At 40.7% G+C, this 21361-nt stretch carries 17 protein-coding genes; 9 read left to right on the top strand and 8 right to left on the bottom strand.

Going from position 1 to position 21361, the window contains the following annotated elements:
• The first annotated feature begins 837 nt into the window (after positions 1–837).
• The 3 genes from gnd (at position 838) to pgl (ending at position 4111) form a co-directional block, all read left to right on the top strand.
• Entirely contained in the window at positions 838–1734 is an 897-nt protein-coding gene (gene gnd / locus ACYQ3L_RS08620) for a phosphogluconate dehydrogenase (NAD(+)-dependent, decarboxylating) (RefSeq protein WP_379996460.1), read from the top strand.
• 116 nt (positions 1735–1850) lie between these two features.
• The gene (zwf, locus tag ACYQ3L_RS08615) at positions 1851–3386 is read left to right on the top strand and encodes a glucose-6-phosphate dehydrogenase (RefSeq protein ID WP_379996458.1); all 1536 of its coding nucleotides are present in this window, start codon (positions 1851–1853) and stop codon (positions 3384–3386) included.
• A complete protein-coding gene (pgl, locus tag ACYQ3L_RS08610) occupies positions 3383–4111 on the top strand; it encodes a 6-phosphogluconolactonase (protein ID WP_379996456.1) in 729 nt (242 codons plus the stop codon). Before zwf ends, pgl begins: the two co-directional genes overlap by 4 nt.
• Positions 4112–4157: 46 nt before the next feature.
• Here pgl and ACYQ3L_RS08605 read toward each other — a convergent pair whose 3' ends face one another.
• Positions 4158–5669, bottom strand: a complete 1512-nt coding sequence (locus tag ACYQ3L_RS08605; protein ID WP_379996454.1) for a GH3 auxin-responsive promoter family protein — start codon at positions 5667–5669, stop codon at positions 4158–4160.
• On the bottom strand, positions 5666–6367 hold the full coding sequence (locus ACYQ3L_RS08600) for a Crp/Fnr family transcriptional regulator (RefSeq protein WP_379996452.1): 702 nt from the start codon (positions 6365–6367) through the stop codon (positions 5666–5668). Before ACYQ3L_RS08600 ends, ACYQ3L_RS08605 begins: the two co-directional genes overlap by 4 nt.
• Before the next feature lie 265 nt (positions 6368–6632).
• Here ACYQ3L_RS08600 and tig point away from each other — a divergent pair, with 265 nt between their 5' ends.
• From tig to ACYQ3L_RS08570, 6 genes are all read left to right on the top strand, one after another.
• The gene (gene tig, locus ACYQ3L_RS08595) at positions 6633–8015 is read left to right on the top strand and encodes a trigger factor (RefSeq protein WP_379996450.1); all 1383 of its coding nucleotides are present in this window, start codon (positions 6633–6635) and stop codon (positions 8013–8015) included.
• Positions 8016–8251: 236 nt separating this feature from the next.
• On the top strand, positions 8252–8920 hold the full coding sequence (clpP, locus tag ACYQ3L_RS08590; protein ID WP_379996448.1) for an ATP-dependent Clp endopeptidase proteolytic subunit ClpP: 669 nt from the start codon (positions 8252–8254) through the stop codon (positions 8918–8920).
• A gap of 54 nt (positions 8921–8974) precedes the next feature.
• Positions 8975–10210 (top strand): ATP-dependent Clp protease ATP-binding subunit ClpX, encoded by a 1236-nt coding sequence (clpX, locus tag ACYQ3L_RS08585; protein WP_379996446.1) that lies wholly within the window; start codon positions 8975–8977, stop codon positions 10208–10210.
• 97 nt (positions 10211–10307) lie between these two features.
• On the top strand, positions 10308–12503 hold the full coding sequence (recQ, locus tag ACYQ3L_RS08580) for a DNA helicase RecQ (RefSeq protein WP_379996444.1): 2196 nt from the start codon (positions 10308–10310) through the stop codon (positions 12501–12503).
• Positions 12504–12507: 4 nt separating this feature from the next.
• The gene (gene coaD, locus ACYQ3L_RS08575; protein WP_379996442.1) at positions 12508–12975 is read left to right on the top strand and encodes a pantetheine-phosphate adenylyltransferase; all 468 of its coding nucleotides are present in this window, start codon (positions 12508–12510) and stop codon (positions 12973–12975) included.
• 66 nt (positions 12976–13041) lie between these two features.
• Positions 13042–14640, top strand: a complete 1599-nt coding sequence (locus tag ACYQ3L_RS08570; RefSeq protein WP_379996440.1) for a S41 family peptidase — start codon at positions 13042–13044, stop codon at positions 14638–14640.
• 339 nt (positions 14641–14979) lie between these two features.
• Here ACYQ3L_RS08570 and ACYQ3L_RS08565 read toward each other — a convergent pair whose 3' ends face one another.
• From ACYQ3L_RS08565 to lon, 6 genes are all read right to left on the bottom strand, one after another.
• Positions 14980–15228 (bottom strand): DUF4834 family protein, encoded by a 249-nt coding sequence (locus ACYQ3L_RS08565; RefSeq protein ID WP_379996438.1) that lies wholly within the window; start codon positions 15226–15228, stop codon positions 14980–14982.
• Between the two features lie 127 nt (positions 15229–15355).
• Positions 15356–15931, bottom strand: a complete 576-nt coding sequence (locus ACYQ3L_RS08560; protein ID WP_379996436.1) for a manganese efflux pump MntP — start codon at positions 15929–15931, stop codon at positions 15356–15358.
• A complete protein-coding gene (locus tag ACYQ3L_RS08555) occupies positions 15928–16446 on the bottom strand; it encodes a nitroreductase family protein (RefSeq protein ID WP_379996434.1) in 519 nt (172 codons plus the stop codon). Before ACYQ3L_RS08555 ends, ACYQ3L_RS08560 begins: the two co-directional genes overlap by 4 nt.
• A 54-nt stretch (positions 16447–16500) precedes the next feature.
• Positions 16501–17451 carry a glycosyltransferase family 2 protein gene (locus ACYQ3L_RS08550; RefSeq protein WP_379996432.1) on the bottom strand — a complete coding sequence of 317 codons (951 nt, stop codon included), beginning with the start codon at positions 17449–17451 and terminating at the stop codon, positions 16501–16503.
• A 35-nt stretch (positions 17452–17486) separates the two neighbouring features.
• The gene (locus ACYQ3L_RS08545; protein WP_379996430.1) at positions 17487–18032 is read right to left on the bottom strand and encodes a DUF4199 domain-containing protein; all 546 of its coding nucleotides are present in this window, start codon (positions 18030–18032) and stop codon (positions 17487–17489) included.
• Between the two features lie 784 nt (positions 18033–18816).
• On the bottom strand, positions 18817–21297 hold the full coding sequence (gene lon / locus ACYQ3L_RS08540) for an endopeptidase La (RefSeq protein WP_379996428.1): 2481 nt from the start codon (positions 21295–21297) through the stop codon (positions 18817–18819).
• Positions 21298–21361 lie beyond the last annotated feature (64 nt).

Here is a 21361-nt window from a genome sequence, read left to right as displayed (position 1 = left end):
TACCCGTTATAAATAAAATATGTTATATCTTGCAACCGTTATTTTTGACGCTTGATTATGGCCGTACAGGGATGTCATGGAAAGGAAAAGAAAGGTAGTTGGTGGTATCGGAAAAGAAATGTATCTTTACAGACTTAATCTTTCCAGGCGAATGTTGTTTTCTGCATTTTTGTTACCCGGTTGTTACTCACTATTTTTAAAAAGTAGGCTTATGTATTTATTATCAATTGATTACAAATACCATTTACCTTTGTTACCTTTTAACAGTTACAAGTTACTGCGCCCTGCAGGCAGTTACAAGTTACAGGTTGGCTAACGCCCTATTTTGTTTCACGCAAAGACGCAAAGGCGCAAAGGCGCAATTTTTTTACATCTTACGGGTTAATGACTGTTTACTGATATATCTGCAACTTTTTTAAAAACTATTTCTGAAAAGTCGACAGATAGGAAAATTATAAAATGCATATAATTTCGGGACAATAAGCAACATTAAACAGCATAAAGTATTTATTCGGTGCAAAGGGCGAATATTTATTTGCCATTACAAGCTGCCACAGGAAAAGTATTTCATGAATTACCGAAACAGACCCTACTCTCTTTTAAATATTGATAATTGAAATATAACGACAAAATAAATAGATAATATTTATGAAACATTTTTTAGATATAAATTATTGATAACCAATATTCACTATCGATCAGCGGAATAATATACTATTCTATTTTAACTTAAAATCATAAAAAAACACTAACTTCGTACGGTTTAAAAGATTAATTATCAAAATCTTTTCAGATACTAACTTGTTTATATTATAAAAATCAAAAATAGAAGCTAATATGAAAATCGGATTTGTAGGATTAGGCAAGATGGGCGGTAAAATGGTAGAACGCCTGTTGAATTATGGACACGAAGTAGTTGCTTACAACTTAACCCAAAAAGAAATAGATGAAGTAGTTGCAAAAGGAGCTATACCTGCCTCCAGCCTGAAAGACCTTGTGAATAAATTGGATGGACGCAAATTAGTATGGTTAATGGTTCCTGCGGGTAAGCCGGTAGATGCCAACATTGCCGAACTGCTTACATTACTTAATCCAAACGATATAATTGTAGATGGCGGTAATAGTTACTGGAGAGAGACCGTAGAACGAGGAAAAAAGATAAAAGAACACGGGGTCCATTACCTCGATTGTGGTACAAGCGGCGGTGTATGGGGGCTTCAGAACGGATACTGCCTGATGTATGGCGGTGATAAGGAAGCCTGTGACTTTGCCGAACCTATCTTTAAGAGCCTTGCCCCCGAAAACGGCTATATGCGTTGTGGCGAAAGCGGTTCCGGTCATATGGTGAAAATGGTACACAATGGTATCGAATATGGCATGATGCAGGCATACGCAGAAGGATTTGAGATAATGAAAAATTCGCCATACAATGTGGACTTAGAAAAAGTTTCCCGTGTATGGATGCAGGGTTCGGTTGTCCGTTCATGGTTGTTGGAACTGATAGGCAATGCACTTGAAGGGAACGAAAATCTGGACGGCATCAAAGATTATGTAGCCGATAGCGGCGAAGGCCGTTGGACAGTGCAGACCGCGATGGATTTTGATGTACCGGCACACGTTATTACAGCTTCACTCTTTACCCGTTTCGAATCGAGACAGGAATCATCTTATGCAATGAAACTTCTCGCAGCCATGAGAAATCAGTTTGGCGGCCACGAAATAAAGAAAGACTAACTTAGTTACTTCGCCCTACGGGCAGTTACAAGTTACGGGTTATAATAAGTCGGACACACAATAAGTCGCTTCTACAAACTCGTAACTTGTAACTCGTAACTCGTAACTAAAATACGATGAAACCAAAAATTATAAAAGATCAGGCACTGGTCATATTCGGTGCATCGGGAGATCTTACATACAGGAAACTGATTCCTGCTATATTCGATTTGCATAAACAGAATTCACTTCCTAAAAACTTTGCAGTATTGGGAGTGGCTCGCAGTCCTTTTACGGATGATTCTTTCCGTGAAAAGATGAAAGATGGTATTAAGCAATTCGCTACGGCTAAAGACGTCTCTGATGAAGAATTGAATACATTCTGCCAGAAACTTCATTATCTGTCTATCAATACAGATGACGGTAAAGAATACCCGAAACTGAAAGACCGTTTAGACCTGCTGGACAAAGAAGAAAATACTGCGGGAAATTATATTTTCTATTTATCTACTCCGCCTGCGCTCTATCCTCTCATACCTAAATTCCTGGCAGAGCAGGGATTGAACAAAGAAGATGATAATTTCAGACGGATCATTATAGAAAAGCCTTTCGGCACAGATTTGGAATCTGCCATTTCACTAAATGCCTCTTTACGCGAAGATTACGATGAAGAGCAGATATACCGTATCGACCATTATCTGGGCAAGGAAACTGTACAGAATATGCTGGTTACCCGTTTTGCAAACGGTATCTATGAACCTCTGTGGAACAGGAATTATATCCATCATGTCGAAATCACGGCTGCCGAAAGTATTGGCGTGGAAAATCGCGGAGGATATTACGACCATTCAGGTGCATTACGCGACATGGTACAAAATCATCTGCTGCAATTAGTAGCCCTTGTCGCGATGGAACCTCCGATGTCTATAGACTCAGTTTCGATACGGAACGAAAAACTGAAAGTATTTCAGGCTTTCCGCCCTATGTCAAATGACGATCTGTTCAAAAATGTCATTCGCGGACAATATACAGCTGCCAACATAAAAGGTAAATATGCCAAAGGTTACCGGGAAGAAAAAGATGTGGACAAGGACTCACGCACCGAAACCTATGTGGCTATGAAACTGTTTATTGACAACTGGCGCTGGGGGGATGTCCCTTTTTACATCCGCACCGGAAAACGTTTACCGACACGGGTATCGGAAGTAGTTATACACTTCAAGCCGGCTCCGCAACGATTGTTTCCGGAAACTACTGACCTTAACAATGACGACAACCAACTGGTAATAAGAATCCAGCCGGATGAAGGCATTCTGCTGAAAACAAAGATGAAAGTACCGGGAAGCGGTTATCAGGTAAAGAATGTGAATATGGATTTCCATTATTCGCAACTGCAAGACACCTATCTGCCCGAAGCATACGAACGTCTGCTGCTCGACTGTATGGTAGGCGATTCTACGTTATATATCCGGGGCGATGCCTTGGAAGCCACATGGAAATTTGTGCAACCCCTGCTCGATTTTTGGGAGAAGAATCCGGATGCGCCGCTACATGGTTATCCTGCCGGCTCATGGGGACCTAATTGTGCCGATGACCTGATTGAAGAAAAAAATCTGACATGGAGATATCCTTGTAAGAATCTGTCTGACGATGGTATATATTGCGAACTATGATAAAAGAAGAGATTAAAGTTTATGAAGATCCTAAGGCTTTAAGCAAAGGATTCACCGAGTTTGTACTAAAGTTGCTGGATGTATATCCGCACATCAACCTGGCCCTGTCGGGGGGAACCACGCCTAAGGTAATTTTTGACCATTGGGCTGAAAACTGTAAAGAGTCTATCGACTGGAACCGTATCTCGTTTTTCTGGGGGGACGAACGTTGCGTACCACCGGAAAATGTGATGAATAATTTCGGGATGACAAAGGACCATTTGTTCGACAAGGTGCCCGGCATTCCGAATAATAACATCTACCGCATACACGGAGAGAACGAACCGGAAGAAGAAGCGTTATGGTACGGCACGGTTCTGAAATCGAAACTAATGCAAAAACAGGACATGCCGAGCTTCGAGATCGTCATGCTTGGACTGGGAGATGACGGACATACCGTATCTATTTTCCCTAACCAGATTGAACTCTGGGACAGCAAAGATATCTGTGTTATCGGAGAGCATCCTGAAACAGGTATGCAGCGGGTAACTATCAGCGGCAAAGTGGTGAACAACTCACAGTATGTCGTATTCCTTGCCACAGGAAATAACAAGGCAGAAAAAGTCAGAGACATAATAAAGAACCGGAAGGAATACCTGAATAAATACCCTGCGGCGAAAGTAAATCCGAAAAGGGGCTATTTGTATTGGTTCCTGGACGCTGAAGCGGCAAGTTTGCTGGAATAACGCGCAAGAATAAAAAAGGATGGTCGTACAACCATCCTTTTTCATCTTATCTTGTCTGTTCTATAAACAGCCTTAGCCTGTCTATATAGTCCCTATTATTCGATAACCGAGGCACTTTGTTCTGGCCGCCCAGTTTCCCTATCGATTTCAGCCACTCATTGAATGTTCCTTTTGGCAAACTTTTTACGATAGGCAAACCTAAAGAGAGATTATAAGAACGCTTGGCTTCATAGTCTGAGTTTACTCTCTTCAGGTTATCATCCAAAGATTTGACAAACTCATCCAAATCGTCAGGCTCGACGGAAAACTCGATAAACCACTCATGAGCTCCGGTATTTTCGTCCCCAAAATAAACGGGGGCTGCTGTATATTCAGTTATCTGTGCACCGGTATCTTTACACGCTTCGGATAAAGCTCTCTCGGCATTGTCTATAATGATCTCCTCTCCGAAAGCATTGATAAAGTTCTTCGTACGGCCCGTTATCCGGAACAGATAAGGAGTAGTAGAAGTAAATTCGATAGTATCCCCTATCATGTAGCGCCAAAGCCCGCCATTGGTAGAGATGAGGAGAGCGTAATTCTGCCCGGTCTCCACTTCGTCCAATGTCAGTGTCCTGGGATACTCGCTATTCCATTCGCTCATCGGCACAAATTCGTAGTAGATACCGCTATCCAGCATCAGAAGCATATCTTTCGACTTATCGGAGAACTGTACTCCGAAGAATCCTTCCGAAGCATTATATATCTCCCAATAATGCATCTCAGGTTTTCGTATGATCTTCTTATATTGCTCTTCGAATGGAGTGAAACTGACTCCCCCGTGGAAAAAGACTTCCAGGTTAGGCCAGATATCAGTCAGTTCACGTCCTGTATCAGCCTTTATCTTTTTCAAGAGGACAAGCAGCCATGAAGGCACGCCCATAAATGCCCTGATATCATTCTTTACAGCATAGTCCGCTAATGCCTGCAGTTTCACTTCCCAATCGGGTAAAAGCGAGATACTCTCAGGTGTACGGCTTCTCTTAGCCCAGAAATACAGATTCTTAATCAAGATGGCGGATATATCTCCGGTAAAGATCCCGTCCCCTATGTTGTTTATCTGTTTACTCCCTCCCAGAACTAATGTCTTTCCGAAAAAGAATCCGGCCTTATGGTTTGCCTGCCCGTATATAGCGAGCATCTGCTCTCCACATTTGTAGTGACCCTTTGCCAGAGATTCCTGAGTTACGGGAATGTATTTGCTCTTATCCTCGGTAGTACCGGACGACATGGCGAACCACTTTACAGGTTTGTTCCACAACACGTTCTGTTGTTTATCTATCAGTATCTTATCAAGATAGGGACGTAAATCTTCATAATGGAAAACAGGAACCTGCTTCCTGAAATCATCCTTATTCTCAATTGAGGAAAAGTTATATTGATCTCCTATTGATGTTTGAGCTCCGTTGCGAAGCAAATAGGATAGTACTTTTTCCTGAGTACAGATTGGTTTATTGATGAATCCGGCAACCTCTTTATATTTGAAGTCCAGATATTTATGAGCAATATTGGTAATCATCCGATTTTGCTTATTCTTCGTAGCTTTTCTTCGTCTATTATCTTGATTTTTCGACCGTCGAGTGTAATTATATGCTCATCGACGAATGTAGACAATGTCCTGATGGCATTCGAGGTCGTCATATTCGACAAATTGGCGAGGTCTTCCCGTGACAAGTAGATACTGATAGTAGCGCCGTCTTCTTCCAGCCCGTAGTTTTCAATAAGGAAGATAAGCGATTCGGCCAAACGTCCCCGGATATGTTTCTGGGTAAGATTAACGACTCTCTCATCCGCAATTCCCAGATCTGTCGACAACTCACGGATAAAGAACATACCTAATTTTGAATTTACGGAAACTATCTCTTCAATAATCCGCATCGATATGAGACAGATGGTGGAGGCTTCAAATGCCGAAGCAGCAGTCACATAAGGCTGGTTTGCAAAATAGGCCCGGTAACCGAAATACTGGGTTGGACGTATCATCCTGATTATCTGGCTACGTCCTCCTACCCCATCTTTATATATCTTGACTTTGCCTTTGCACAGACACATCAGATCCTGAGGCGTTTCTTCTTCTCTGTAGATCACCTCATTCTTTTTATAGTCAAGAATCTTCGCGTTTGCCGAAATTAAGTCACGTTCCTTATTATTCAACAAATCCCAAATCTCCGGAATGCATTCCGATATACTCACAACATTGCTGCTATCTGCTACCATAGAGAAAAGCTTGATATATAAATCAGGTTCAATAATTAACTTAAAAACAAAGTTAGTATTTTTTTATATAAAACATGTTACAAAACATATTTTTAACGCATTATGCCTTATTTTTATAAAAAGGGCTTTGAGATTAATTATTATTTCTCTTTGAATATTACAATAATAAGACTATTTTTGCACCACCAAAAAAGAGAGCTGGGAAAGCTAACTTTTTCTTATACATTTGAATAAACTTGTAATAATTTAAAATAAACCCGTTAAGATGAATGTATCTCTAACAAATGTCGATAGTGTAAACGCTATTCTACAAATCAGTGTTGCTAAAGCCGACTATCAGGAAAAACTTGACAGCGCACTGAAAACTTTCCGCAAAAAAGCAAATGTACCGGGATTCCGTCCGGGAACCGTGCCTGTGGGTATGGTAAAAAAAATGTATGGTAAATCCATAATGGCCGAAGAAATAAACAAAATAGTAGGTGAAAGCCTATATAACTATATTCAGGAAAACAAATTGAACGTGCTTGGCGAACCACTTCCTAACGAAGAAAAACAACAGGCAATCGATTTTGCAACAGAAGGCGACTATGATTTCTATTTCGATATCGCCCTTGCCCCTGAAATTAAACTGTCGCTTACCAAGAAAGACAAAGTGACTTACTACAAGATTGATGTAAACGAAGAGCTTGTTGACAAGCAAATCGAGTCTTACAAAGCAAACTATGGTAAGTACGACAAGATCGAGGATGGCGCCATCGCAACTGACCTTATCAGAGGCACTATCTCTGAACTGGAAGACGGGAAAGCAAAAGAAGGCGGTATCAACGTAGAAGCAGGTGTAGTAATGCCATCTTACATGAAAGATGCCGACGAACAAGCCAAATTCGTAGGTGCAAAAGCCGGGGATGTAATCACATTCAATCCGGGCAAAGCATATGAAGGAAACGAAACGGAAATAGCTTCATTACTTCACATCGAAAAAGATGCAGTAGAAGCCATTGCTCCTGAATTTAAATTCGAAATTACTGAAATCACCCGTTACAAAGAAGCTGAGCTGGATAAAGATCTGTTCGACAAAGTATTCGGCGCAGATACAGTAAAAGATGCAGCTGAGTTCAAGGCTAAAGTAAAAGAAACTATCGAAGACCAGTTTGCTCCGGATAGTGATTACAAATTCCTCTTGGATGCAAAAGAACTGCTGGAGAAAAAAGTCGGAGACCTTCAATTTCCAGATGCTTTCCTGAAAAGATGGCTGCTAGCATCAGGTGAAGAAAGAACTGCAGAATCTATTGAAGCTGATTATCCGAAAATCGTTGCCGACCTGAAATTCCACCTCATTAAGGAACAAATCGCAAAAGACTATGATATCAAGATCGAGAATGAAGATATGAAAACTATTGCGATGCAGGCAGCAAGAGCACAGTTCGCTCAATATGGCATGATGAACCTGCCGGATGAAATGGTTGAAAATTATGCGAATGACATGTTGAAAAACAAAGACAACGCCCGCAACCTGCTCGATCGCGCAATGGAAAACAAGATAATCGATGCATTGAAAACAAAATTAGGAATAGAAGAAAAATCCATTTCACTGGATGACTTTCGTAAATTCTTCGAAAAAGAAGATGACAAACAGGAAGAAGCTTAAACCTGAATGAAATTATATAGCGGGCAGAAGGATAATTACTCTTTCTGCCCGTTTTCAGTGAAATAATAGAAGAAATACAGTGAATAATATCTCAGCTTTTCAATTTTTTATTTATAACTTTGTTTATAAGAAATGGGGCTGAATATTAGCCTCTTTTTTGTGCCGGTTACAATGGCATGATAATTGTTTATAAGACTTATAGTATTTAATTATTCACTTATTGAAAGGAAAACGTTATGAACAATGAATTTAAGAAATATGCTACCAAGCATTTAGGAATGAACGGACTTGCTCTAGATAAATATGTAGATATCACAAGCAGCTATATTTCACCCACTATCATAGAAGAGCGTCAGCTGAATGTGGCGCAGATGGATGTATTCTCCCGTCTGATGATGGACCGGATCATCTTTCTTGGCACCCAAATAGACGATTATACTGCTAATGTAATTCAGGCGCAGCTGCTTTATCTTGATTCCGCTGATTCCGGAAAAGATATATCTATCTACATTAATTCTCCCGGCGGTTCTGTTTATGCAGGATACGGCATCTACGATACCATGCAGTTTATAAACAGTAATGTCTCTACCATCTGTACAGGAATTGCGGCGTCTATGGCAGCCGTACTGCTTGTAGCAGGAGAAAAAGGCAAACGTTTTGCGCTGAAACATTCACGCGTAATGATCCACCAGCCACTAGGCGGCGCGCAGGGACAGGCTTCCGATATTGAAATCACCGCACGCGAAATAGGAAAAATAAAGAAAGAACTATATACCATCATAGCCGATCACTCAGGACAACCATTCGACAGGGTTGAAAAAGACTCGGACCGTGACTACTGGATGACTTCGGCCGAAGCCAAAGATTATGGTATGGTAGACGACGTTTTAATTAGAAATAAGTAATAATAAGTAATGGGTTCGGATAAAGCTTAGAACTCAATACTTATAATTCAATTTATGGCAAAAAAAGAAATAAACCAATGCAGCTTTTGCGGACGAAGCGATAAGGATGTGAACATGCTTATATCCGGTTTGTCCGCAGATATCTGCGACAGCTGTGCCGAACAGGCCTATCAAATAGTAAAAGAAAGCATCGAAGCTAAACAAAAATCGTCGATAGGCATTGATAAAACACAATTACCTGACCCTAAAAAGATAAAAGAATACCTCGACGGATATATTATCGGGCAAGATAACGCCAAACGCTATCTGGCTGTTGCCGTTTATAATCACTACAAACGGATATTACAGGAAAAGAACGATGATATTGAAATAGAAAAGTCGAATATTATCCTTGTAGGACCTACCGGTACCGGAAAGACGCTTCTGGCCCGTACAATAGCAAAGATGCTGCACGTACCTTTCGCCATTGTAGACGCAACCGTACTTACCGAAGCCGGATATGTAGGAGAAGACATAGAAAGTATCCTTACCCGGCTACTTCAGGCTTCGGACTATGATGTAGCATCAGCCGAGAGAGGAATCGTATTCATTGACGAGATAGATAAGATAGCACGCAAAAGCGACAACCCATCCATTACCCGTGATGTAAGCGGCGAAGGGGTACAACAAGGACTACTAAAATTATTGGAAGGATCAATCGTAAATGTACCGCCACAAGGAGGCCGTAAGCACCCTGACCAGAAAATGATCGCTGTCGACACCAAAAACATTCTCTTTATTTGCGGAGGAGCGTTTGACGGCATAGAACGGAAGATTGCCCAACGCCTGAATACTAAAGTAGTAGGATATGCCTCTTCTCTGAGAAATGCAGAAGTAGACAGAGAAAACCTGTTGCAATATGTAGCGCCCCAGGATTTAAAATCTTACGGACTAATCCCCGAAATCATCGGGCGTCTGCCAATACTGACATATCTGGATACGTTGGACCGGAGTGCTTTACGCCGAATTCTTACCGAACCTAAAAACTCTATCATAAAGCAATATATCAAGCTCTTCAAAATGGACGATGTGGAACTCACATTCGACGAAGATGTATACGAATTTATTGTGGACAAGGCGATAGAATACAAGTTGGGAGCAAGAGGATTGCGCTCTATTGTAGAAAATATAATGATGGACGCAATGTTTACCATACCTTCTACAAAACAAACGCAATTACACATCACCAAAGACTATGCCGGGGAACAACTCGAGAAGTCGCAAATGATAAAACTCAAAAATTCACAATAAAGTTTGTTTTTTTCATAAAAAATAGCCTATTTTAAGTTGGAGATTTAAAATTAGGACTTTATCTTCGTATAACATAATAGCCTATTTTTTTACAAATATGCCTGACCGAAACGATAAACTGACCGTTGCTTTAAAAAAGCATTTTGGCTTTGATAAATTCAAAGGAAACCAAGAGGCAATCATCCAGAATCTTCTGGACGAGAAGGATACTTTTGTCCTGATGCCTACAGGGGGAGGAAAGTCGCTTTGTTACCAGTTGCCGGCTTTATTGATGGGTGGTACAGCTGTTATCATATCTCCGCTTATAGCGCTGATGAAGAATCAGGTAGACGCGATGCGCAATTTCAGTGAAGAAGACGGGGTTGCCCATTTCATCAATTCATCACTCAACAAAGCGGCTATAGAACAGGTAAAAGGCGATATCCTTTCAGGCAAAACCAAGTTGCTCTATGTAGCGCCTGAATCCTTGACAAAAGAAGAAAACATAGATTTCCTCCGGCAAATAAAGATTTCGTTTTACGCTATAGACGAAGCACACTGTATATCGGAATGGGGACATGATTTTCGCCCCGAATACAGGCGGATACGTCCTATCGTTACCGAGATAGGTAAACATCCGATTATTGCGCTCACAGCGACAGCTACGCCAAAAGTACAGCTCGACATCCAGAAGAATCTGGGGATGGTCGAAGCCGATGTTTTCAAAGCTTCATTCAACAGAGAAAATCTTTTCTATGAAGTGCGTTCCAAAACGAACAATGTAGACAAGGATATTATAAAATATATCAAGTCGCAGGGACATAAGTCGGGCATTATATATTGCCTGAGCCGCAAAAAAGTAGAAGAATTCGCAGAGATACTGCAGACAAATAATATCAATGCATTACCATATCACGCAGGATTGGATGCAAATACGCGCTCGGCTAACCAGGATGCATTCCTGATGGAACAGGTCGACGTTATCGTAGCTACGATCGCCTTCGGTATGGGAATAGACAAGCCGGACGTAAGGTATGTAATACATTACGACATGCCAAAGAGTCTTGAAGGATATTATCAGGAAACAGGCCGGGCCGGACGAGACGGAGGTGAAGGAAAATGTATTGCCTTCTACTCCTTTAAAGACTTACAGAAACTAGAGAAGTTCATGCAGGGAAAACCTGTTGCAGAACAAGAAATAGGGAAACAACTGCTCCTTGAAACAGCGGCATACGCAGAGACTGCATTATGCAGGAAAAAGGTGCTCCTTCACTATTTCGGTGAAGAATATAAAGTAAGAAATTGTGGAAATTGTGACAATTGTGTAAATCCAAAAAAACAGGTGGAAGCTAAAGATTTATTGTTAACAGCTCTGGAAGCTGTAGTTGCGTTAAAAGAAAAATTCAAGACGGATTATGTTATTAATATCCTCAGAGGTAAAGAGACATCCGAAATTGAAACATACGAGCATCAGGATCTGGAAGTGTTCGGTTCCGGGGATGATGCCGATGAAGATACATGGAATGCAGTGATTCGTCAGGCCATTATCGCAGGATACTTTGATAAAGATATCGAAAATTACGGGCTATTAAAGATTACAAAAAAAGGAAAAGATTTCCTTAAAAAGCCTGTATCTTTCAAAATCACGACTGCGGATGAAGAAGATCTGGAAGACGATGACAACATAGACGATGTAGTAGTGAAAGGTGGTGGCGGCGGTTCGGCCGTAGACCCGGTATTGTTTTCCATAATGAAGGACCTTCGCAAAAAAATGGCTAAGAACAATAACGTTCCGCCATATGTGATTTTCCAGGACCCATCATTGGAAGCGATGGCAACCATCTACCCTATCACAATGGAGGAATTACAGAATATTCCGGGTGTAGGTGCGGGTAAGGCTAAAAGATACGGAGCCGAATTCCTGCAAATTATAAAAAAACATGTTGAAGAAAACGAGATTGAACGCCCCGAAGATTTACGTGTAAGGACCGTTGCCAACAAATCGAAACTGAAAGTAGCCATCGTACAGGCTATTGACAGAAAAGTGGCTCTGGATGATCTGGCCGAATCGAAAGGAATAGATTTTGCAGAACTACTTAATGAAGTTGAAGCAATTGTATATTCGGGAACCAAGATAAACATTGATTATTTCCTGCATGAAGTAATAGACGAAGATCATCTGGACGATATATTCCAATATTTCCAGGAAGCCGAATCGGACGATCTCGAAGAAGCAATCAACGAGTTAGGCGAATATTCAGAAGATGAAATCCGCCTGGTCCGTATCAAATTTATATCTGATATGGCGAATTAAAATAATGAAGAAAAAAGCAATCTTTCCGGGGACATTCGATCCCTTTACGATAGGACATCATTCATTGGTAAAACGGTCTCTCGCATTAGTCGATGAGATCGTTATTGCCATAGGAAAGAACGATGCAAAAAAAAGCTATTTTTCTCTTGAACACCGCATCGATATGATACGCTCCCTCTATAAAAACGAGCCTCGCATATCGGTAGAAACCTATGACAGTCTGACTGTGGATTTTGCCAAAACGGTCAAAGCTAATTTTATTGTAAGAGGTATACGTTCGGTAAACGATTTTGAATACGAAAAAACAATTGCCGACATGAACCGGAAAATTTCGGGAATCGAAACTTTTATCCTTTTCACTGAACCAGAACTCACACATATTAGTTCTACCATAGTACGCGAGTTGTTAAGATTCGGGCATGATGTCAGCGAGTTTATACCCGAAGGCATGAATCTGAAGACCCAGTATTAAATCTGAATTACGCAGAACAATACTCCGCATTTTGCGGAAACATAAATATAATCAAGATAAATATATATGAAAAGAGTTATTATCGCGGCTCTGTGCTTTCTTACTATTGTAGCTTCCGCCTCTGCCCAGTTCAAAATGAGTGAAGGGTCGAAAAAGGTAGCGACTACAATGGCAATCATCGAAAATCTGTATGTAGATGATGTAAATGACCAAAAGCTTGCAGAAGATGCTATTAAATCACTTCTTGAAAAGCTGGACCCTCACTCTACCTATATCAGTACAGATGAAGTAAAAGATATGAATGAGCCATTGGAGGGCAATTTTGATGGAATCGGGATTTCATTTAATATGATGACCGATACACTTTATGTCATCGAAGCTTTACCCGGAGGCCCTTCCGAAAAAGCCGGATTGATGGCCGGGGATAAAATTCTCTATGTAAATGATACGCTTATAGCAGGGACAAAAAGGTCGACAAAATATGTTATGTCGCGTCTTAAAGGGCCCAAAGGAACAAAGGTGAATGTAAAGGTTCTGCGCCGCGGCGTGCCGGAGCTGCTGGAATTCAAAATAACCCGTGCAAAAATACCTGTATATAGCATAGATGCTTCTTATATGGTGGATAACAATACGGGGTATATACGCATCATCCGCTTCGGGGCCACAACAACAAAGGAATTTCAGGACGCTTTAGCAAAATTAAAAAAGGAAGGAATGAAAAACCTCATACTCGACCTTGAAGGTAATGGCGGGGGATATATGGCTCCTGCAATCGACCTGTCAGACGAGTTTCTGAGTAAAGGTAAACTTATTGTCTATACAGAAGGATTGCGTCAACCGAGAAGGGATGAAGTATCGACTGAAAAAGGCGATTTTGAGAATGGGAAATTGGTCATTATGATTAATGAAGGTTCGGCTTCGGCGAGTGAAATATTGTCAGGTGCTGTACAGGACTGGGACAGAGGTGTGATTGTAGGTCGCCGCAGTTTCGGTAAAGGACTTGTACAAAGGCAAATCCCCCTACCGGATGAATCCATGATAAGGCTTACCGTTGCCCGTTACTATACACCGACAGGACGCTCTATACAAAAACCTTATACAAGTGGAGACCTTACCTCCTATAATATGGATGTAATAGAAAGATACAATAAAGGAGAAATGATGCATGCGGACAGTATCCACTTTCCTGACTCACTCAAATATACAACCCTGATGAATCACAGAACTGTATATGGGGGCGGAGGAATTATGCCGGACTACTTTGTTCCGCTGGACACGACAAATTATACACCCTATTTCAGAAATATTGCAAACAGGGGACTTATCTACAAAGTTGCATACAGTGAAGTGGATAATCACCGTAAAGAGATTCTGGAAGAATATCCAACAAAAGAAGTTTTTCTGAAGAAATACGTTGTTCCACAGAGCCTCTTGGAGAAGATTGTAGCTGCCGGAGAAGAAGAGAAAATTACATATAACGAGGATGAATTCAATAAGGCTTCGGACTTAATCAGAATGCAGCTGAAGATGCTTCTGGCGCGGGATGTTTATGATACGGAAACATCTCTCAAAATATATAACGGATACAGTGAGACATTCAAAAAAGCATATGAAATTATACATGATGATAATCTGTATAACAGCTTGCTCAAAGGAAAGAATTGAAATCCTATTATAGTACAAAGCGGGTTGCATTTTTTGTAAATGCAACCCGTTTCTATTCATGACATTTAAATATTGTATCTATCTGTTTCAGATAAAAGCCGGATTGGAGTTTCTTACTCATTTCAGTAATATTCCGCTTCATCTCATTATAATATCCGGGAGTCACGGACGAAAGAACCTGTCTGACTATTCAATCTCTTTTATCAAGGGACACATATATTCCCTGAGTTAAAGGTAAGACATATTTTTACAACCCGGAAAGAATGTATAAAAAGCCTGACCCGGCGATACCGGCTACGAAAAACCATGAGTGTTTAATGAAACAGAAGGGTATATCGTTCAATCTTTTATCTCCTCATACTTTACATATTCGCCCTCATCTTTCGAGAATATTTTTTTATTTGAAGCAGTATCTGCTCTGCCCGATGATGAAGTATTACCTGAAGTATATCTATTATTGGAAGTATATCCGCTATGTGACGTAGAAGGCTTTCCGAAGATAAAAGACGACACTCCTCTAACTATCGATAGCAGAACCATTACTCCGAATATAATTATGGCGAATATTAGAAAAAGCAAAAATGTCATTTTATATAAATTATTAGTTACTAACCCTGACAAATATAATACACTGGTGATAAATAAAACTATGAAACAACCTGTTAGTTCGATGGTTTCAATTTATTTAACAAGAGTTTATTATCTTAAACAATAATCACAGGAAAGCCATATGGGTCCGGGCCATAACCGTATGCTGAAATAATATGCTGCAACCGATAAGAATAAGAATTATACCTCCGGTAATATTTATACGCAAATTACACCTCTGCCCTGCCTTACATCCAAAAATGATACCAAATGAAGACATCATAAAAGTTACCACTCCGATAATCAATGCAGGAAGCAGTATTTCAACGTTCACAAGAGATAAAGACAATCCTACCGCCGTGGCATCTATACTCGTGGCTACTGCCAGACCAAGCATCACTTTAAAGTTAAGCGGATCGAATGGAGAGCTTTCCTCATCTTTCAGACTGGCTACTATAACCCTGAAGCCAAGAAAGCATAAAATACCAAAGGCCAGCCAATGATCAAACTGTTCAATATAACACGCGAATGTAAATCCCACAAACCATCCGAAAATGGTAAGACTCATCTGTATAAAGGCCAGCATACCGGCTATTTTGAGTACATTAATTGTTTTGTGGTTCCCTATTGCTGCCCCGCTAGTAAGAGCAACAACCAGGCTATCCATCGAAAGCCCTACTGCCAATGCAACAATCTGAATCATATCCATTCGGTTATTTCAGATAAGGACTTACGCTTCTTTTCTGTTGCAATACTTTTATCCATATCAATGTAACCGAGAGGGAATATGGCAATAGGTTCAAGATCCGGTGACAAGTTCAGCACTTCCGTCAGCAAACCCGGATTAAAGTTACATACCCAGCATGTACCCAAACCGCTCTCCGCAGCCGCAAGACATATATGTTCTGCTGCAATGGCCGCATCCACATCTCCGAAATCCTTATTATCCGATGCCGTTCTTTTCCATGATACGGAAGAATCTTTGCACACCACAATATGAACGGGAGCGGTTTTAAACCACGCTCTGTTATACGACTCCTGTATGCAGGATATCACGGATTGATTACGGATGATAAAAAATTTCCACGGCTGGTTATTACAGGCGGAAGGCGCGAGCCTCGCACATTCGAGAATGTAATTGATCTTATCTTCCTCTACCGACCGGGGAAGATAAGCCCTGACCGAATAGCGACTTTCGATGAGTTCTTTTAGTTTCATTAGTGATCTTATAGTTGCAAAAAATGCCGGTATTTTTACATCGGCATTTCAGATTTATAGTTCTTCTGTTATCTTATAATCGTTCCTGACTGTGGAATTTCGGGAGACAATTTCGCCTAAAAATCCTGCGAGGAATAATTGCGTGCCCAACAACATCATAGTCAGAGCAATATAAAAATACGGAGAATTTGTAACCAACGGATGCGGAATACCTTTACTGATAGCGTATAACTTATTCGCACCTACAATAACTACGGCTATCAGGCCCAGCAGGAACATAACCGTTCCCCATAGTCCGAAAAAATGCATCGGCTTACGTCCGAATACCGAAAGGAACCAAAGTGTAAGCAAATCCAGATAACCGTTTACGAAGCGGCTGAGACCTGCAAATTTACTTTTACCGTATTTACGCGCCTGATGATGTACAACTTTCTCCCCTATTTTATTGAATCCGGCTATCTTCGCCAGATAAGGGATATAACGATGCATATCGTTGTATACCTCTATACTTTTCACGACTTCTTTACGGTACGATTTCAATCCGCAATTAAAATCATGCAGCTTCACTCCCGACACTTTACGGGCTGTCGCATTGAATAATTTGGTAGGCAGGGTCTTTGACAACGGGTCGTAACGCTTCTTTTTCCAACCTGAAACCAAATCATAATCATCCTCCTTTATCATTTTGTACAAAGCAGGAATCTCATCGGGGCTATCCTGCATATCAGCGTCCATTGTGACCACAACATCTCCCTCCGCTTTCTGAAATGCACAATGAAGGGCGGGAGACTTACCGTAGTTACGTCTGAAACGTATTGCTTTTATTTCAGGAGAAGTCTTCTTTAAGTTACTTATAATATCCCATGACCGGTCTGTACTGCCGTCATCTACAAAAATTACTTCATATGAATACCCGTTCTCATCCATCACCCGCTTTATCCAAGCGTAGAGTTCAGGAAGAGATTCTTCTTCATTCAGCAACGGTATTACAACAGATATGTCCATCGGGATACTACTATAGTTCGTTAGAGGCTCTAAGCCTATTTATTATTCATATTATTATTTGTACTATTTACAAGAAAGCTCATAAGAAAACCGAGGATCACCCCCAATATCATATTACCTATAAATTCGGAAATAATATATAATGGCTTCCCCGTAACGATATACATAAATATTTCTTTCTGATCCGGCTGGAGATTAGGCATTTTATCTACCATCGCGATAAAAGGGGCGGTCATCTTCATGAAAAAACCCGGATCGATGAACTTAAAGTGAGCGTACATAATCACAGCTTCGAAAAACGAAGCAAAGAAACAGATCAGTACAACGAAAAAGACACATGACCATATACCCTTCGGCTTATCCGGTTCTGAAGCTTTATATTTAAAAGTAAAAATATATATAAGCAGGAACGTGCCTACATTTAGTAAATAGAATATATAGATGAAGACATGATCCGAAAATCCCGCCCCTATCTTAAACATGTACTTGAACATCCAAAAAAGCCCCAGCATAGCGCCATAATGCATGGCATACCTGAGTAACGACGTTCCTCTTTCTTTTATATCCGTACTATCGATCATTGTGGTACAAAGGTAACAGAAAACAATGAATAATTAAGAATGAATAATTAATAATTTGGTTGCCATACTGAGGAACGAAGCATCTCTTTTATAAAAAGTTTCTCTCACCGAGACGCTAAGGCTCAAAAAGGTAACACATATCAGTTAACAGTAAACAGTTAGCAGTAAACAGTCATTAACCCGTAAGATGTAAAAAAAATTGCGCCTTTGCATCTTTGCGTGAAACAAAATAGGGCGCTAGCCAACCTGTAAGTTGTAACTGCCCAAAGGGCGCAGAAATAACATTCGCCGAAGCGAAGGCGAGGCAAACTCGTAACTGTTAAAAGGTAACAAAAGTAACAGATATATCAGTGAACAGTAAACAGTCATCAGTAAACAGTATTTCATGCAGAGACGCTAAGGCGCAAAAGGTAACAAAGGTAACAGATATATCAGTGAACAGTGAACAGTAAACAGTAAACAGTCATCAGTTAACAACTTGTATCTCGTTTACTCGTATCTTGTCTACTCGTAACTCGTAACTGCTTTAATCAATATTTCAAAGAGCTAAAATAATATAGATAAACATTTTCTTTTTTTTCGCATATTTCTATCTCTGATTTTAGTTTCTCGCTAAGCAGGTGAAGATACAGATCACAAGTACACGGTTGCAAACCATGTCTGCTTCACTTACTATATGAATAACACACAGGCTGCAAGCCTGCGCAGGCGGGTAAATACAAATGTAAAAGGATTCTTTAAAAACAAATAAGTGCAAATCGGGGATTTGCACTTATTTGTTTTATCAGTTCGCTACCTTTTCCTCATTTATAGACAAATCCAGTGGTTCATTTACTTTCTCCTTTAACAGGGCTATATCCAGAACCTGCTTTATATCATCCACATAGTGGAAAGTCAACCCTTTCAGATAAAGCGGCTTAATTTCGTCGATATCTTTCTTATTCTCGTTACATAAGATTATATCTTTTATCCCTGCGCGTTTAGCCGCCAGTATTTTTTCCCGGATACCTCCTACCGGCAATACTTTACCGCGTAAAGTAATTTCACCGGTCATGGCAAGGTTTGGTTTCACTTTACGTTGGGTAAAGGCCGAAGCCAAAGATGTTACCATAGTAATACCTGCCGACGGACCATCTTTCGGAATAGCACCTTCCGGTACGTGGACATGGACATTCCAGTTATCAAACACTTTTTCATCGATGCCGAAGTATTGAGAATGGGAATGAAGATATTCCAATGCCAATACGGCAGATTCTTTCATCACATCGCCCAGGTTTCCGGTAAGCGTCAGTTTACCGCCTTTACCCTTGCTCAAAGACGTTTCAATAAAGAGTATTTCTCCTCCAACCGATGTCCAGGCCAGACCTGTAACCACTCCGGCATAACCATTTCCCTGATACTGATCGCGTGTATATTCTATGGCGCCGAGATATTCGTGTAAATCTTCAGGCTCGATCACCTTCTTATATTTTTCTTCCGAGGCAACCTTCCGGGCAACCTTGCGCATCACCTTGGCTATCTTTTTGTCCAGTTCACGCACACCGGATTCACGTGTATAATTCTCAACGATTTTCTCTATTGTCTTTTTCGGAATATCTATAACATCTTTAGCCAACCCATGATTTTCGAGCTGCTTGGGAATCAGGTGACGGCGGGCTATCTCCACTTTTTCCTCAATGATATAACCACTTACATCGATCAGTTCCATACGGTCGAGTAATGGCTGGGAAATTGTAGACAGGTTATTAGCCGTAGCAATAAACATTACTTTCGACAAATCGTAATCAATATTCAGATAATTGTCATGGAAAGCCGAGTTCTGCTCAGGGTCCAACACTTCCAGCAGGGCTGACGAAGGATCTCCCTTAAAATCATTGCCCACCTTATCCACTTCATCGAGTACAAATACAGGGTTCGATGAGCCTGCTTTCAGTATATTCTGAATAATACGCCCCGGCATGGCCCCGATATATGTACGGCGGTGGCCTCGAATTTCAGATTCATCGTGTAATCCACCGAACGAAACACGTACATATTTACGGTTCAAGGCTTTCGCTATGGATTTACCTAACGATGTTTTACCTACTCCGGGAGGGCCGTAGAGACAGATGATAGGCGATTTCAAATCACCTTTCAGCTTCAATACTGCCAGGTGTTCGATTATGCGCTCTTTTACCTTCTCCAAACCGAAATGATCCTGATCCAGTACTTTCTGCGCATTTTTCAGGTTGAAATTATCCTTGGTATATTCGCCCCAGGGCAAATCAAGCAATGTCTCTATATATGTAAACTGAGTGGAATAATCAGGAGACTGCGGATGCAGACGTTCCAGTTTACTCATTTCCTTTTCAAATGTTTGAGCAGCCTCTTTGTTCCATTTCTTCTTTTGTCCCCGTTGCCTGAATTCATCCAGATCGGCCTGCTGAGGGTTTCCTCCCAGTTCGTCCTGTATAGTCTTGATCTGCTGTTGCAGGAAATACTCTTTTTGCTGCTGGTTCAGCTCTTCACGTGTTTTCATCTGAATATTGAGCTTCATCTCCATCATCTGAGTTTCACGGTTGAGGATAACAAGCAGGCGGTATGCCCGCTCTTTGTCATCATCTATCTCGAGTAAACTTTGTTTTTCCGTCCCGGATACAGGAAGGTTGGCACAACAATAATTCACCAATAGCGAAGACACGACATCCGACTTAAGGCGTTGTATAAATTCTTTTGGCGGTTCACCATACATACGCAGCATTTGTATTGTCATATCCCTTATAGAATCCAACAATGCCTTGTATTCTGTATCGTTTTTAAGAACAGGTACTGTTTCTCGTATTTCGTAATGCCCCTTGAGAAAAGGTTCGGTCTGTGTCAGTTCTGTCAGTCGGAAACGCCTTTTGCCCTGAAAAATGACAGTTACATTTTCATCGTCGGGAAGCTCGATCACGCGTATAATCTCACCGATTACTCCCATTGAGTACAGGTCGGCAGATTCCGGATCATCATTTTCTGCGTCCTTTTGGCAGACAAGGCCGACATACTTTCCTTTCAGACGGTTTACACTCTTTATTAGTTTCAATGATTTTTTACGGGCTACCGAGATCGGCATACTCGTTCCGGGAAAAATCACCGTATTACGAAGCGGTAAAATCGGTAATTCTTCTTTCAGGTCTTTTTCGTTTATATAGCAATCTCCATCATCAAAGTCATTGGATATGATTGAAATAACAGGTTCGTTACTTTCGCTTAGATGAAGAAAATTTTTCTTTTTATTAGACATATTATCCTTTTATTTAAATTGGATTTACCCCCTCATCTGCAAGGGGCTGTAAAATTACAGAATT

This window comes from Dysgonomonas termitidis (assembly GCF_054657735.1).
Note: the sequence above shows the minus strand (reverse complement) of the source record. Positions and strands in the feature narration are given on the sequence as shown.

Coding starts and splice junctions, on each gene's coding strand:
- recQ (WP_379996444.1), top strand. CDS start 10,308: ATGCCTGACCGAAACGATAAACTGACCGTTGCTTTAAAAAAGCATTTT.
- clpP (WP_379996448.1), top strand. CDS start 8,252: ATGAACAATGAATTTAAGAAATATGCTACCAAGCATTTAGGAATGAAC.
- ACYQ3L_RS08560 (WP_379996436.1), bottom strand. CDS start 15,931: ATGATTCAGATTGTTGCATTGGCAGTAGGGCTTTCGATGGATAGCCTG.
- ACYQ3L_RS08550 (WP_379996432.1), bottom strand. CDS start 17,451: ATGGACATATCTGTTGTAATACCGTTGCTGAATGAAGAAGAATCTCTT.
- coaD (WP_379996442.1), top strand. CDS start 12,508: ATGAAGAAAAAAGCAATCTTTCCGGGGACATTCGATCCCTTTACGATA.
- clpX (WP_379996446.1), top strand. CDS start 8,975: ATGGCAAAAAAAGAAATAAACCAATGCAGCTTTTGCGGACGAAGCGAT.
- ACYQ3L_RS08600 (WP_379996452.1), bottom strand. CDS start 6,367: ATGGTAGCAGATAGCAGCAATGTTGTGAGTATATCGGAATGCATTCCG.
- pgl (WP_379996456.1), top strand. CDS start 3,383: ATGATAAAAGAAGAGATTAAAGTTTATGAAGATCCTAAGGCTTTAAGC.
- lon (WP_379996428.1), bottom strand. CDS start 21,297: ATGTCTAATAAAAAGAAAAATTTTCTTCATCTAAGCGAAAGTAACGAA.
- ACYQ3L_RS08570 (WP_379996440.1), top strand. CDS start 13,042: ATGAAAAGAGTTATTATCGCGGCTCTGTGCTTTCTTACTATTGTAGCT.
- gnd (WP_379996460.1), top strand. CDS start 838: ATGAAAATCGGATTTGTAGGATTAGGCAAGATGGGCGGTAAAATGGTA.
- ACYQ3L_RS08605 (WP_379996454.1), bottom strand. CDS start 5,669: ATGATTACCAATATTGCTCATAAATATCTGGACTTCAAATATAAAGAG.
- tig (WP_379996450.1), top strand. CDS start 6,633: ATGAATGTATCTCTAACAAATGTCGATAGTGTAAACGCTATTCTACAA.
- zwf (WP_379996458.1), top strand. CDS start 1,851: ATGAAACCAAAAATTATAAAAGATCAGGCACTGGTCATATTCGGTGCA.
- ACYQ3L_RS08555 (WP_379996434.1), bottom strand. CDS start 16,446: ATGAAACTAAAAGAACTCATCGAAAGTCGCTATTCGGTCAGGGCTTAT.
- ACYQ3L_RS08565 (WP_379996438.1), bottom strand. CDS start 15,228: ATGACATTTTTGCTTTTTCTAATATTCGCCATAATTATATTCGGAGTA.
- ACYQ3L_RS08545 (WP_379996430.1), bottom strand. CDS start 18,032: ATGATCGATAGTACGGATATAAAAGAAAGAGGAACGTCGTTACTCAGG.